This window comes from Streptomyces sp. NPDC048751, from assembly GCF_043198595.1.
GTDB lineage: Bacteria > Actinomycetota > Actinomycetes > Streptomycetales > Streptomycetaceae > Streptomyces.
Genome location: NZ_JBICUX010000001.1, coordinates 207346 through 220810, shown reverse-complemented (window position 1 = coordinate 220810; position 13465 = coordinate 207346). Strand labels below are relative to the sequence as shown.

Genomic DNA, 13465 nt, shown 5'->3' with positions numbered 1-13465 from the left:
ATCCTCACTATGGGAGCGCTCCCACTGGTTCAAGCCTTGACTTCTCCCCCCCACCGCAAGGAGGAACCAGCACATGCATCCCAGACGCGGACGCCGTACCGCGCGGCGCCTGTGGACCGCCGTCGTGGCGGCCCTGGCCCTCCCGTTGACCATGCTGAGTACGGGATCGACTCCCGCCCGCGCGGCGGCGCTCCAGTGCAGTGTCGACTACAAGACCAATGACTGGGGTTCGGGCTTCACCGCGGACCTGACGCTCACCAACCGGGGCACGGATCCGATCAACGGCTGGACGCTGACGTACGCGTACGCGGGCAACCAGAAGCTGAGCAACGGCTGGAACGGCACCTGGTCGCAGTCCGGGCAGACGGTCACGGTGAAGAACGCGACCTACAACGCGAACATCGCGGCCGGGGCGGCGGTGAGCACGGGCGGGCAGTTCACCTACAGCGGCACCAACACCGCGCCCACCTCCTTCGCGGTCAACGGCACGCCCTGCACCGGCGCGCACCAGCCGCCGATCACCGTGCTGACCAGCCCCGCAGCCGGCGCCGTCTACTCGCAGGGCACCGCGGTCCCGCTCGCGGCCACCGCCGCGGCCGCGGACAGCGCGACCATCAGCAAGGTCGAGTTCTACGACAACACGACCCTGCTGGGCACGGACACGAGCGCGCCGTACACCCTGTCCGCAACCGGCTTGACCGTGGGCAGCCACTCGCTGCTGGCGAAGGCCTACGACAGTCTGGGCGCGTCCGCGGAGTCCACTCCGGTCGGCATCACCGTCGCCTCGGGTCCCGCCGTGGTGGCGTCGCCGACCCAACTGCCCGTGCAGCAGGGCAAGACGGCCACGTACGACGTGAAGCTGTCGACCCAGCCGTCCGCCAACGTGACCGTGACGACCACCCGCACGGGCGGCAACACGGGCCTCACGGTGACCGGCGGCGCGTCGCTCGTCTTCACCCCGTCGAACTGGAGCACCGCGCAGAAGGTGACCATCACCGGCAACGCCACCGGCACCGGCGCGGCGACCTTCGAGTCGACGGCCACCGGCCATGCCAAGGCCACGGTGACGGCGACCCAGATCGCGGCGACCAAGGAGTACGACGCCCGCTTCCTGGAGCTCTACGGCAAGATCACCAACCCGGCGAACGGCTACTTCTCACCCGAGGGAATCCCCTACCACTCGGTGGAGACGCTGATCGTCGAGGCTCCCGACCACGGCCACGAGACCACGTCGGAGGCCTACAGCTACCTGCTGTGGCTGCAGGCGATGTACGGCAAGGTGACGGGCGACTGGACCAAGTTCAACGGCGCCTGGGACATCATGGAGAAGTACATGATCCCCACCCACGCCGACCAGCCGACCAACTCCTTCTACAACGCCTCCAAGCCGGCGACCTACGCGCCCGAGCTGGACACCCCGAACGAGTACCCGGCGAAGCTGGACACCGGGGTCTCGGTCGGCTCGGACCCGATCGCCGGTGAGCTGAAGAGCGCCTACGGCACGGACGACATCTACGGCATGCACTGGCTGCAGGACGTCGACAACGTCTACGGCTACGGCAACGCGCCCGGCAAGTGCGAGGCGGGCCCGTCGGACACCGGCCCGTCGTACATCAACACCTTCCAGCGGGGTGCCGAGGAATCCGTCTGGGAGACGGTCCCGCAGCCGACCTGTGACGCCTTCAAGTACGGCGGCAAGAACGGCTACCTGGACCTGTTCACCGGTGACTCCTCCTACGCCAAGCAGTGGAAGTTCACCAACGCCCCGGACGCCGACGCGCGTGCCGTGCAGGCCGCGTACTGGGCGGACGTCTGGGCCAAGGAGCAGGGCAAGGGCTCCGAGGTCTCCGCGACCGTGGGCAAGGCCGCGAAGATGGGCGACTACCTGCGCTACGCCATGTACGACAAGTACTTCAAGAAGGTCGGCAACTGTGTCGGCCCGAGTGCCTGCCCGGCGGGCACCGGCAAGGACGCCTCGTTCTACCTGCTGTCCTGGTACTACGCCTGGGGCGGCGCGACCGACACCAACGCGGGCTGGGCCTGGCGCATCGGCTCCAGCCACGCCCACGGCGGCTACCAGAACCCGCTCGCCGCGTACGCGCTCAGCAGCTACGCCCCGCTGAAGCCCAAGTCGGCGACCGGACAGGCGGACTGGACCAAGTCCCTCCAGCGGCAGCTGGAGTTCTACCGCTGGCTGCAGTCCGACGAGGGCGCGATCGCGGGCGGCGCGACCAACAGCTGGGCGGGCCGGTACGCGACTCCGCCGGCCGGCAAGTCGACCTTCTACGGCATGTACTACGACCAGCAGCCCGTCTACCACGACCCGCCGTCCAACCAGTGGTTCGGCTTCCAGACGTGGTCGATGGAGCGGGTCGCCGAGTACTACCAGCAGACGGGGAACGCGGCTGCCAAGGCGGTCCTCGACAAGTGGGTCGACTGGGCGCTGTCCAAGACCACGATCAACCCGGACGGCTCCTACCGGATCCCCTCGACGCTGCAGTGGTCGGGCCAGCCCGACACCTGGAACGCCTCGAGTCCCGGCGCCAACAGCGGACTCCACGTCACCGTCGCCGACTACACCGACGACGTCGGTGTGGCCGCCTCGTTCGCCAAGACCCTGACGTACTACGCCGACCGGTCCGGTGACACGGAGGCGAAGACGACGGCGAAGGCGCTGCTGGACGGCATGTGGAAGAACAACCAGGACGCGCTCGGGATCGCCGTGCCGGAGACCCGCGCCGACTACAACCGCTTCGATGACGGCGTGTACGTCCCGAGCGGCTTCAGCGGGAAGATGCCGAACGGCGACACGATCAACTCCTCCTCGACCTTCACCTCGCTCAGGTCGTTCTACAAGAGCGACCCGGCCTGGTCGAAGATCGAGAGCTACCTCGCGGGCGGTGCCGCGCCCTCGTTCACGTACCACCGGTTCTGGGCCCAGGCGGACATCGCCCTGGCAATGGGTTCGTACGCGGAGCTCCTCGAATAGTCCCCGCCGAGCGCTCCGCGGGAACGCGGTGGCCCACTGCCGGCCACCGCGCTTCCCCGGAACCGCTTGAAAGCTCCGCGTGCGCGGCCCCGTCACCGGACGGCGGGGCCACCTGGCCGGGCGGTCCCCACCCGCACTGGGGGCCGCCCGGCCGTCGCACGTTCCGCTCCCCCACGAAGGCACCCAGGAAGGACCCCCACCGTGCGAAGAACCCGCGTCCTCACGGCCGTCCTCGCCCTCGCCGCCGGCCTGCTGGCCGGCACACCCCCCGCACTGGCCTCGGCCACCGACCAGGCGACGATCGCGGCCGAGTCGTACACCTGGAAGAACGCCCGCATCGACGGCGGCGGCTTCGTGCCCGGCATCGTCTTCAACCGCAAGGAGAAGAACCTCGCCTACGCCCGCACCGACATCGGTGGCGCGTACCGCTGGCAGGAGTCGAGCAGGACGTGGACGCCGCTGCTCGACTCGGTCGGCTGGGACGACTGGGGGCACACGGGGGTGGTGAGCCTCGCGTCCGACTCCGCCGACCCGAACAAGGTGTACGCGGCGGTCGGCACGTACACCAACAGCTGGGACCCGAAGAACGGCGCGGTGCTCAGGTCGTCGAACCGGGGCGCCAGCTGGCAGACGGCGAACCTGCCGTTCAAGCTGGGCGGCAACATGCCGGGGCGTGGCATGGGTGAGCGGCTCGCGGTCGACCCGAACAAGAACAGCGTGCTGTATCTGGGCGCGCCCAGCGGCAAGGGCCTGTGGCGGTCGACCGACTCGGGGGCCACCTGGTCGCAGGTGACCAACTTCCCCAACGTCGGCAACTACGTGCAGGATCCGAGCGACACCTCGGGCTACGCCAACGACAACCAGGGCATCGTCTGGGTCACCTTCGACGAGTCCACGGGCACGTCCGGCAACGCCACGAAGACGATCTACGTCGGGGTCGCCGACAAGGACAACGCGGTGTACCGCTCGACCGACGCGGGCGTCACCTGGACGCGGCTCGCCGGCCAGCCGACCGGTTACCTCGCGCACAAGGGCGTACTGGACACGGTCAACGGCTACCTGTACCTCGCGTACAGCGACAAGGGCGGCCCGTACGACGGCGGCAAGGGTCAGCTGTGGCGGTACGCGACCGCGACGGGCACGTGGACGAACATCAGCCCGGTCGCGGAGGCCGACACGTACTACGGCTTCAGCGGGCTGACGGTCGACCGGCAGAAGCCGGGCACGGTGATGGCGACGGCCTACAGCTCCTGGTGGCCGGACACGCAGATCTTCCGCTCGAAGGACAGCGGCGGCACCTGGACGAAGGCGTGGGACTACACGTCGTACCCGACCCGCGCGAACCGCTACACGATGGACGTGTCGTCGTCCCCGTGGCTGACATGGGGCGCGAACCCGTCGCCGCCCGAGCAGACGCCCAAACTGGGCTGGATGACCGAGGCGTTGGAGATCGACCCGTTCAACTCCAACCGGATGATGTACGGCACGGGCGCGACGATCTACGGCACGGAGAACCTCACGAACTGGGACAGCGGCAGCCAGTTCGCCATCAAGCCGATGGTGCAGGGGCTGGAGGAGACCGCGGTCAACGACCTCGCCTCTCCCCCGTCGGGCGCGCCGCTGCTGAGCGCGCTCGGTGACGTCGGCGGGTTCCGGCACACGGACCTGACGAAGGTCCCGTCGATGATGTTCACGTCGCCGAACTTCACCACGACCACGAGTCTGGACTTCGCCGAGACCAACCCCAACACCGTGGTGCGCGTGGGGAATCTGGACTCCGGCCCGCACATCGCGTTCTCCACGGACAACGGCGCCAACTGGTTCGCCGGGACGGACCCTTCGGGGGTCTCGGGCGGCGGGACGGTCGCGGCGGCGTCGGACGGCAGCCGCTTCGTGTGGAGCCCGGCGGGCACGGGGGTGCAGTACGCCACCGGCTTCGGTACGTCGTGGCAGACGTCGAGCGGGATCCCGGCCGGCGCGATCGTCGAGTCGGACCGCGTCGACCCCAAGACCTTCTACGGCTTCAAGTCCGGGAAGTTCTACGTCAGTACGGACGGCGGCGCCACCTTCACGGCGTCCTCGGCGACCGGCCTGCCCGGCGGCGACAGCGTGCGCTTCAAGGCGCTGCCCGGCGGGAAGGGCGACGTGTGGCTGGCGGGGGGTGCGACGGACGGGGCGTACGGGCTGTGGCACTCCACGAACGGCGGCACGTCCTGGACCAAGCTGTCAGGCGTCGAGCAGGCGGACGCGATCGGCTTCGGCAAGGCGGCCGCGGGGGCCGCGTACCAGACCCTCTACACCAGCGCGAAGATCGCCGGTGTCCGGGGGATCTTCCGCTCCACCGACAAGGGTGCGACCTGGATCCGTGTCAACGACGACGCCCACCAGTGGGGTTGGACGGGCGCGGCGATCACGGGTGACCCCCGGGTCTACGGTCGCGTCTACGTCTCGACCAACGGCCGCGGTGTCATCTACGGCGACACGTCGGACACGAGCGGTGGAGGCGACGGTGGCGGAGGCGGAGGCACCGACCCCACCCCGACCCCGACCGGCGCCTGCGCGGTGACGTACAAGATCACCAACCAGTGGTCGGGCGGCTTCCAGGCGGACGTCCAACTCTCCAACACCGGCACGAGCGCCTGGCCCAACTGGTCCCTCACCTGGACCTTCCCCAACGGTCAGACCGTCTCCCAGGCCTGGAACGCCGAAGCCACCCAGTCCGGCTCGACGGCCACCGCCAAGAACGTCGGCTGGAACGGCAACGTGGCCGCCGGCTCCTCGGTGAGCTTCGGCTTCACGGGAAGCTGGTCGGGCACGAACACGAAACCGACCGCGTTCAAGCTGGGCGACCAGAGCTGCACGGTGAGCTGACGGGCGCGTACACGAAGGGCGCGTGCCATGGGACGGCACGCGCCCTTCGCTGCTCCGGCTGGGCGATTACGGCGTGTACACCGTCGGCCTCGGGGCCGTCGGCATGTTGTTGCCGATGAAGAAGCTGGGGTGCGGGGGCTGGTTGTACGCCGTGTTCTGCCAGGCGATGCCGGTGCGGTACATCGTGTCGTGCAGGAGGGTCGTGATCCTGGTGGTGGTCTCGATCGGCGTGGAGTAGACGCGCAGGGCCGTGTTGTCCGACGTGGGCCAGACGACCTCCTCGCGCCAGTCGCCGAGGATGTCTCCGGAGAGGGACGGGGTGGCTTTGGTGCTGTTGTTGGAGTGGACGGAGGAGCCGGTCAGCAGGCGGGTGTCGGAGGACGTGCCGTACTTGTCGATGTGGGTGCCGTCGAGGAGTTCGCGGAGGGGGTCGGCGTCCCACCAGGAGAGGAAGTTGACGGAGGACGGTTCGCGGCCCTTCGTGGCCCCGGCCTCGTCGCGGACGGAGCTGTCGGAGGCGGACCACATCTCGGCGCCGTCGTTGCCCGCCCAGATGTCACCGGCGACACCGCGGCCGTTGTCGCAGCAGGCGGCCAGCTTCCAGTTCACGGCGCCGTTCGCGGGGTTGATGTACAGCTCCGCCGGCTGGGAGGACGACTCGGAGACCTTGAAGTACTCCAGACCCGCGTGCCCGGGGTCGAGGTCGCCGAGGTGCTGGGCGTCGCCGTGGCCGGTCCTGGTCGTCCACAGCCCGTTGCCGTTGTCGTCGACCGCCATCGCGCCGTAGACGATCTCGTCCTTGCCGTCGTTGTCGACGTCACCTACGGAGAGGCTGTGCGAGCCCTGACCGTCGTACCCCTTGCCGCTGTTCGTGGACGAGGTGGTGTCGAAGGTCCAGCGGCGGGTGAAGGAACCGTTCCGCCAGTCCCAGGCCGCGATCACCGTGCGCGTGTAGTAGCCGCGCGCCATGATCAGAGAGGGGCGCGCGCCGTCCAGGTACGCCGTTCCCGCCAGGAAGCGGTCCACCCGGTTGCCGTACGAGTCGCCCCAGGACGAGACCGTGCCGCGGGCCGGGACGTAGTCGACGCTCTGCATCGCCTTGCCGGTCTGGCCGTTGAACATCGTCAGGTACTCGGGGCCCGACAGCACGTAGCCGCTGGAGTTGCGGTAGTCGGCGGAGGAGCTGCCGATCACCGCGCCGGTGCCGTCCTTCGTGCCGTCGGCCGTCTTCATGGCGACCTCGGCCTTGCCGTCGCCGTCGTAGTCGTACACCTGGAACTGCGTGTAGTGCGCGCCGGAGCGGATGTTGCGGCCGAGGTCGATACGCCACAGCCGGGTGCCGTCGAGCTTGACGCCGTCGATGATGGTGCTGCCGGTGTAGCCGGACTGGGAGTTGTCCTTGGCGTTGGTGGGCTGCCACTTCAGGACGAAGTCGAGCGCGCCGTCGCCGTCGAGGTCGCCGACCGAGGCGTCGTTCGCCTCGTAGGTGTAGGCGACGCCGTCGGGGGTCGTACCGCCGGCGGGCGGGGTGAGGGGGACGTCCTTGTAGCCGGTGCGGAACTGGACCGCGTGGACGGAGTCGGCCTGCTCCACGCCGTTCACGATCGCGCGGACCGTGTAGTCGGCGGAGTTGGGCGCGCCGGAGTGGAAGTAGTTCGTGGAGCCGGTGATCGGCGTGGAGTTGACCTTCGTACCGGCCCGGTAGACGTTGAAGGACACGTTGTCGGGGTCGGTGCCGAGCCAGCGCCAGCTGACCAGGTTGCCGCTGTCGGTGTGCACGCTGACGACACCGCGGTCGAGCTTCTCCACCTGCCGGGCAGTGGCGGCCTCGGCCGTGCCGGTGCTCAGCGCGGTCAGGCCCGCGCCGGTCAGGGCCGCTACGGCGGTCAGGGCGGCGAGTACGGCGGGGCGGCGTCTGGGGTGCTTGTGGGGGTGCGGGTGCTGCACGGGACGAACCTCCTGGAGGACGGACGGGTTCCGCCCTCTCAGTCGTCGCCGGTGGCATCGGCGTTGCCGTAGATTCCGGCCAGTTCGGCGACCGTCCGGGCGATGCGCTCGCGGAGTTCGGAAGGTGCGAGGACCTCGATGTCCGAGCCCAGACGCAGGAATTCGGCGTGCGCGTGGTCCACGGACTCGATGGGGACGGTGGCCCGGATCCAGCCCTCGCCGTCCTCGGGGACATCCGCCTTCACCGCCCTCGCGAGCCGCACGCCCGGCGCCATCCGCACCAACGCCTCGCCACGGTGCAGGCGTTGGTGGAAGTCGCGCTGGTACGCCGTCCAGTACGCGGCCAGGTCGAAGTCGCTCGGGCGGGCGAACGTCTCGTCGCTGGTGGCGAGTTCGAGGATCTGGTCGACGCGGAAGGTCCGCGGTCCGGGGCCGGCGACCACGTACCAGCGGCCCGCCTTCAAGACCAGCCCGTACGGCTCCAGACGGCGTTCCACGTCGGTGGGCTCACGCCATCTGCGGTAGACGATGTTCAGGGCGCGGTTGTTCCATACGGCGTCGGCGACCGCCGACAGAAACCCCGGCGCCTCCCCGCCCTCGGCGTACCAGCCGGGCGCGTCCAGGTGGAAGCGTCCGCTGATCCGGTCGGCGTGGGCCCGCAGCTCGGGCGGCAGCGCGGCACGGACCTTGAGCTGGGCGGCGGCCAGGACCGAGCCCAGGCCGAGCTCGGCGGCCGCGCCGGGGGCACCGGCCAGGAACAGGGCCTCGGCCTCGTCGGCGGTGAGGCCGGTCAGACGGGTGCGGTAGCCGTCGAGCAGGCGGTAGCCACCGGAGTGGCCCGCGTCGCCGTACAGCGGGACGCCCGCCGCGCCGAGCGCCTCGACGTCCCGGTAGACCGTACGCACCGACACCTCCAGCTCCTCGGCGAGCTGGGCGGCGGTCATCCGGCCCCTGGTCTGGAGCAGGAGCAGGATCGAGACGAGTCGGCTGGACTTCACTGACACAGGATGTCAGTGGACCGCGCTTAGCGTCCCGCCATGACCTTCACGGCCTCCACGCCCTTCACGGCCTTCACAGAGAAACTGTTGACCGTGCCACCGCCCATCGAAGTCGCCGGTCGGCACATCAAGCGCTACCACGTCACCGCCGACCCCGACGGCATCGCTCCCGATGTACAGGATGCTGCCTACAAGATCCTTCCGACGCTGCTGCCGGAGCCGGACGGCACCCCACCGGCGACCTTCGTCGTCCTGCACCGGGGCAGCGACGACGGCGCCTACCTGAACGCGTACAGCTGGACGTGGGACAACGTCCTGCACTTCCGGTTCGCGGCGGCGGGCCAGCCGGTCCTCGGCTGCCCCGACCGCGACCCCACGCACTTCATCAGGCCGGACCGACCGTGGATCGGCTGCGTCTGGGAGCTGCCGCCGATCCTGCACGAGCGGGACGCCTGGGTGCGGCACATGCTCGCGCCCGAAGTCCCGGATTTGAACGCCTACTTGACCGATTCCCTGCCCGAGGGCACCACAGGAGACCGCGCATGAGCAGCCCGCACGACTTCGACTTCTTCCACGGCGACTGGGAGGTCCACCACCGTCGGCGCACCGACTTCCTCGACCCCGACAGCGACTGGGAGGAGTTCCCGTCCACGTCCCGCTGTTGGCCGCTGTTCGACGGGGCCGCGAACGTCGACGAGATCGACATGCCACATCTCGGGTCGAAGGGGCTGACGCTGCGCCTGTTCGACCAGGAGACCCGGCAGTGGTCCCTGAACTGGTCCTCCAGCCGAAGCGGCAGACTGTTCCCGCCGGTGGTCGGCGCCTTCGACGGCGACCGCGGCGAGTTCTACGGCGACGACAGCCACGACGGCAAGGATGTGCGGGCCAGGTTCGTGTGGTCGGGAGTGTCGGACACCTCCGCCCGCTGGGAGCAGGCGTTCTCGCTGGACGGCGGGGAGACCTGGCTGACCAACTGGGTCATGGAATTCACGCGTCCGGCGGCCTTCGGAACGCCCGCAGGGTGAACTCGGGGTCGGGGCGGGGCCGGTCCTGCTCGGGCAGGGCCTGGAGCCGGGCGGCGTACTCCTCGGCGAGGGGCTCGCCGGGTGGCAGGGTGACGAACCAGCCGCGCCGCAGGTCCGCGACGGCCCGGCGCGGGCTGCGACCCTGCCCGCGACCACGGAAGCGGGCCTGCCCGGACGGGACCAGCCCGCAGTCGAGGGCGTACGACTCGACGAGCTCGGACGCGTCGGAGGCCGGGCGGCGCGGGCGCGAGGCGAGCACGGCGTCGATGTCGCTGCCGACGTTGTGCGAGGCGCCCTTGTCGACCGTGGTGATGTACACCCCGCCCGGTCGCAGCACCCGGGCGCACTCGGCGACGACGCGTCGCACGTCCTCCGCCGGTGCCACGAGGTGCAGCAGCCACACGCTGGTCACGGCGTCGAACTCCCCGTCCCGGAAGGGCAGTCGGCGGCTGTCGGCGCGTACGACGGCACCGGGCAGACGGGCGGCGGCATGCCGGACCATCGTCTGCGCGAGGTCGACCCCGGTGACGCGCAGGCCGTCGCGGTCCGCGAGGCGGCGGGTGACGATGCCCGTGCCGCAGGCGATGTCGAGCAGGCTGCGCGCCCGGGGCGGTACGAGGCCCAGGACGGCCTCGGCGGCGGCCGCCGCCCTGGGCTCACCCCCGCGCGAGGCGTCGTAGCGCTCGGCTTCCTCGTCGTAGTCCAACACGTCCGCCCCCCGTCACCGTCTGCCCGTGTCACCGCACTCCGTGCCCGGGAGCCAGCGCCTCCACGCGTCGGGCCAGCTCGAAGTCCTGTTCGGTGACGGCTCCGCCCGCGCTGTGGGTGTTCACGGCGAGGGAGACCGTGTTGTAGCCGAGGGTCAGGTCGGAGTGGTGGCCGAGCTCCTCCTGGACCTGGGCGACATGGATGACCAGGGCGGTCGCCGCGAAGTGGTCGGCGAGACGGTAGGAGCGGGTGATGCGGTCCCCGTCGAGGGTCCAGCCGGGCAGCTCGGCCAGGCGGTCCTCGATCTCCTTCTGCGACAGCGGCTCGGGGGGCATGACGGTGGCTCCCTTCGTGGGTGTCACGTACCTGTCCAGCGTGCCACAGGAGCGGCACCGCGGTCCTGGTCAGGGCCGCCCGGGCCCTCGCGGGCGTACCTCATGCCGGGGCCCTGGCGGGCGTACCTCTTGTACGGTCGTGCGCATGACCACTGTCGCGCCCGTACTCGCTGCCACAGCCGCCACAGCCGCCTCCGCCGCCCCCGTCGACAAGCGCGTGGGCCCACTGCTGCGGGCGTGGCGGGAGCGGCGGCGGGTGAGTCAGCTGGAGCTGGCGCTGCGCGCCGACTCCTCCGCGCGGCACATCAGCTTCATCGAGACGGGCCGCTCCCGGCCGAGCGAGGAGATGGTGCTGCGGCTGGCCGAGCACCTGGACGTCCCCGTCCGGGAGCGCAACGCTCTGCTGCTGGCGGCCGGTTACGCCCCGCACTACCCGGAGACCCCGCTCGACGACCCGGCGCTGGACGCGCTGCGCGCGGGCATGGAGCGGCTGATCCAGGGCTACGAGCCCTACCCGGCGCTGGTGGTCGACGCGACGTACACCGTCGTCGCCGCCAACCGGGGCATCATGATGCTGCTGGACGGCGTACCGGAGTCGCTGCTCACGCCCCCGCTGAACGCGATGCGGCTGACGCTGCACCCGGAGGGGCTCGCGCCGCGCATCCGGAACCTGCGCGAGTGGCGGGGGCATCTGCTCGCCCAGATGGAGCGACAGATCGCCCTGTACCGGTCGGAGCCGCTGCGGGCCCTGTACGAGGAGGTGGCCGCCTATCCGATGCCGGAGCCCGGGCCAGGGGCGACGCCCGCGGACGAGCCTGCCGAGCCGGTCCCTTACTTCGCCCTGCCGATGCAGATCGAGCACGAGGGCCGGACGCTTTCCTTCATCTCGTCCATCTCCACCTTCAACACGCCGATGGACGTGACCGTCGCCGAGCTGGCCATCGAGACGTTCCTCCCGGCCGACCCGGCGACGGTCAAGTACCTTCACTCGCTGGCGACTTGACGTCCTTTCAGAGCGAGGTGCTGGAGCGCCGCGAACCCGGCGACGGTGAGCGCCTGGAGGACCGTCCACACCGCGCCGACCGCGGACGGCGACAGCCAGAACGCGAGCGCGACACAACTGAGCACTGTCCAGGCGATGTTGGCCTCGATCACCACTCGCACCGGCAGTGTGGCGGGGTGGGCGCGGGAGGCGAGCAGGCCGACACCGGCCGCGAACACCGCAAGGAACGCGCCGAGTTCGAGGAGGAGCGCGGAGTCGACGCCGAGGAGGCGGCCGAGGGGGCCGGAGGCGGCGAGGTAGGCGAGGCCGTTCGCGCCGGTCACGACGGCGTCCAGGGCGAGGAAGCGGCGCAGCATGGTCTGCGGCTCGGACGTGCGGGCGAGTGCGGTGAGCTGGGCTGCGGACATGACGAATCACCCTCCGTCGAGGTCGGATCGCTGGCGTCGGGGCCGGGCCCCGGGCCGGAGTGCGCCGGCTCGGAACCCGGTGCCTCTACGATCCCGCCCCGGGGCCGAAGGGTCGATTACCCGCGGGGTAATGCACGGCCGTGGCGGGTCCTACCCCAGGTAAGGGCGCATCTCCCGGCACGCGTGACAAGTTCTTCCCCGCCGTCCTCGTGAGTTGGCGGCCGGAACATGACACACTGGCCCGGATCCTTCGGCGCGTAGGGGAGACGTGGCGTGAGTGAGCGGCGACCGGCGCCCACCGTGGGCCAGGTGGTGCTCGGCAAACGGCTTCAGGAGCTGCGGGAGGCGGCCGGCCTCAAACGCGAGGAGGCGGCACGTGTCCTGCGCGTGGCCCCGGCGACCGTACGGCGGATGGAGATGGCCGAGGTCTCCCTGAAGATCCCGTACCTCCAGGTGCTCCTCGAGGCCTACGGGGTGTCCGAGGCCGAGGCAGCCGCCTTCGTGGCGCTGGCCGAGGACGCGAACAAGCCGGGCTGGTGGCAGCGGTTCCACGATGTGCTGCCGGACTGGTTCAGCCTGTTCGTGAGCCTGGAGGGCGCGGCGCGGATGATCCGCTCCTACGAGCCGCACTTCGTGCCCGGGCTGCTGCAGACGCAGGAGTACGCGCGTGCCGTGCTCGACTCCGGCACCATCGGGCAGACCACTCCGGAGTCGATCGAGCGGCATGTGTCGCTGCGCATCGCCCGGCAGCGGCTGCTGGACGGCCCGAACCCGCCCCACCTGTGGGTGATCATGGACGAGACGGTGCTGCGGCGCCCGGTGAGCATCCGGCCCGAGGTGATGCGGGACCAGTTGGACAAGCTCCTCGAGTACGCCGAGCGTGACCGGATCACTCTGCAGGTCGCCGAGTTCGCGAACGGGCCGCACCCGGGGACGTACGCCCCCTTCTCGCTGTTCCGCTTCGCCGAGCCGGAGCTGCCGGACCTGGTGGTCACCGAGTATCTGACCGGTGCCCTGTACCTGGACTCCCGCGCGGAGGTCTCCACGCACCTGGAGGTCCTGGACCACATGACGACGCACGCCGCGTCCGCCGAGCGCACCAAGAAGCTGCTGCGCGAGTGCCGCGAGACCTTCTGAGCACACGAGGACCTCTGGGGCACGCGAACCTCTGAGCACGCGAGA

The 13465-nt window shown here is 70.3% G+C and carries 11 protein-coding genes; 6 read left to right on the top strand and 5 right to left on the bottom strand.

The window, feature by feature from the left end; genetic code table 11:
- Window positions 1-73 precede the first annotated feature (73 nt).
- Both ACGFNV_RS00990 and ACGFNV_RS00985 read left to right on the top strand, forming a co-directional pair.
- Window positions 74-2989 (top strand): glycoside hydrolase family 48 protein, encoded by a 2916-nt coding sequence (locus ACGFNV_RS00990; RefSeq protein WP_393618323.1) that lies wholly within the window; start codon window positions 74-76, stop codon window positions 2987-2989.
- Window positions 2990-3190: 201 nt separating this feature from the next.
- Window positions 3191-5860: a cellulose binding domain-containing protein gene (locus ACGFNV_RS00985; RefSeq protein ID WP_393618321.1), complete on the top strand. Its 2670-nt coding sequence runs from the start codon at window positions 3191-3193 to the stop codon at window positions 5858-5860.
- Window positions 5861-5926: 66 nt separating this feature from the next.
- Here the strand turns inward: ACGFNV_RS00985 and ACGFNV_RS00980 are convergent, their stop codons facing one another.
- Both ACGFNV_RS00980 and ACGFNV_RS00975 read right to left on the bottom strand, forming a co-directional pair.
- Window positions 5927-7807 (bottom strand): rhamnogalacturonan lyase, encoded by a 1881-nt coding sequence (locus ACGFNV_RS00980; RefSeq protein WP_393618319.1) that lies wholly within the window; start codon window positions 7805-7807, stop codon window positions 5927-5929.
- A 38-nt stretch (window positions 7808-7845) separates the two neighbouring features.
- Window positions 7846-8805 (bottom strand): helix-turn-helix transcriptional regulator, encoded by a 960-nt coding sequence (locus ACGFNV_RS00975; RefSeq protein WP_393618317.1) that lies wholly within the window; start codon window positions 8803-8805, stop codon window positions 7846-7848.
- A 39-nt stretch (window positions 8806-8844) separates the two neighbouring features.
- On the opposite strand from ACGFNV_RS00975, the gene ACGFNV_RS00970 reads away from it, so the two are divergent.
- The gene (locus tag ACGFNV_RS00970; protein ID WP_393618315.1) at window positions 8845-9351 is read left to right on the top strand and encodes a hypothetical protein; all 507 of its coding nucleotides are present in this window, start codon (window positions 8845-8847) and stop codon (window positions 9349-9351) included.
- Window positions 9348-9830, top strand: coding sequence for a hypothetical protein (locus ACGFNV_RS00965; protein WP_393618313.1), 483 nt, complete (start codon window positions 9348-9350; stop codon window positions 9828-9830). The genes ACGFNV_RS00970 and ACGFNV_RS00965 overlap by 4 nt, the downstream gene beginning before the upstream one ends.
- On the opposite strand, the gene ACGFNV_RS00960 is transcribed toward ACGFNV_RS00965, so the two are convergent.
- Together ACGFNV_RS00960 and ACGFNV_RS00955 are read right to left on the bottom strand one after the other, a co-directional pair.
- A complete protein-coding gene (locus ACGFNV_RS00960) occupies window positions 9793-10539 on the bottom strand; it encodes a class I SAM-dependent methyltransferase (RefSeq protein WP_393618312.1) in 747 nt (248 codons plus the stop codon). The genes ACGFNV_RS00965 and ACGFNV_RS00960 overlap by 38 nt on opposite strands.
- 28 nt (window positions 10540-10567) lie before the next feature.
- A complete protein-coding gene (locus tag ACGFNV_RS00955; RefSeq protein ID WP_133925881.1) occupies window positions 10568-10873 on the bottom strand; it encodes a 4a-hydroxytetrahydrobiopterin dehydratase in 306 nt (101 codons plus the stop codon).
- Window positions 10874-11018: 145 nt separating this feature from the next.
- On the opposite strand from ACGFNV_RS00955, the gene ACGFNV_RS00950 reads away from it, so the two are divergent.
- On the top strand, window positions 11019-11876 hold the full coding sequence (locus ACGFNV_RS00950; RefSeq protein ID WP_393618309.1) for a helix-turn-helix domain-containing protein: 858 nt from the start codon (window positions 11019-11021) through the stop codon (window positions 11874-11876).
- On the opposite strand, the gene ACGFNV_RS00945 is transcribed toward ACGFNV_RS00950, so the two are convergent.
- A complete protein-coding gene (locus ACGFNV_RS00945; RefSeq protein ID WP_393618308.1) occupies window positions 11858-12283 on the bottom strand; it encodes a hypothetical protein in 426 nt (141 codons plus the stop codon). The genes ACGFNV_RS00950 and ACGFNV_RS00945 overlap by 19 nt on opposite strands.
- A gap of 273 nt (window positions 12284-12556) precedes the next feature.
- Between ACGFNV_RS00945 and ACGFNV_RS00940 the strand changes: the two genes are divergently transcribed.
- Window positions 12557-13420 (top strand): helix-turn-helix domain-containing protein, encoded by an 864-nt coding sequence (locus ACGFNV_RS00940; protein WP_393618306.1) that lies wholly within the window; start codon window positions 12557-12559, stop codon window positions 13418-13420.
- The last annotated feature ends 45 nt before the right edge of the window (window positions 13421-13465 follow it).

Excerpts from the sequence above, each read along its gene's own strand:
- ACGFNV_RS00970 (WP_393618315.1), top strand. The coding sequence starts at position 8,845 with ATGACCTTCACGGCCTCCACGCCCTTCACGGCCTTCACAGAGAAACTG.
- ACGFNV_RS00950 (WP_393618309.1), top strand. The coding sequence starts at position 11,019 with ATGACCACTGTCGCGCCCGTACTCGCTGCCACAGCCGCCACAGCCGCC.
- ACGFNV_RS00945 (WP_393618308.1), bottom strand. The coding sequence starts at position 12,283 with ATGTCCGCAGCCCAGCTCACCGCACTCGCCCGCACGTCCGAGCCGCAG.
- ACGFNV_RS00965 (WP_393618313.1), top strand. The coding sequence starts at position 9,348 with ATGAGCAGCCCGCACGACTTCGACTTCTTCCACGGCGACTGGGAGGTC.
- ACGFNV_RS00955 (WP_133925881.1), bottom strand. The coding sequence starts at position 10,873 with ATGCCCCCCGAGCCGCTGTCGCAGAAGGAGATCGAGGACCGCCTGGCC.
- ACGFNV_RS00990 (WP_393618323.1), top strand. The coding sequence starts at position 74 with ATGCATCCCAGACGCGGACGCCGTACCGCGCGGCGCCTGTGGACCGCC.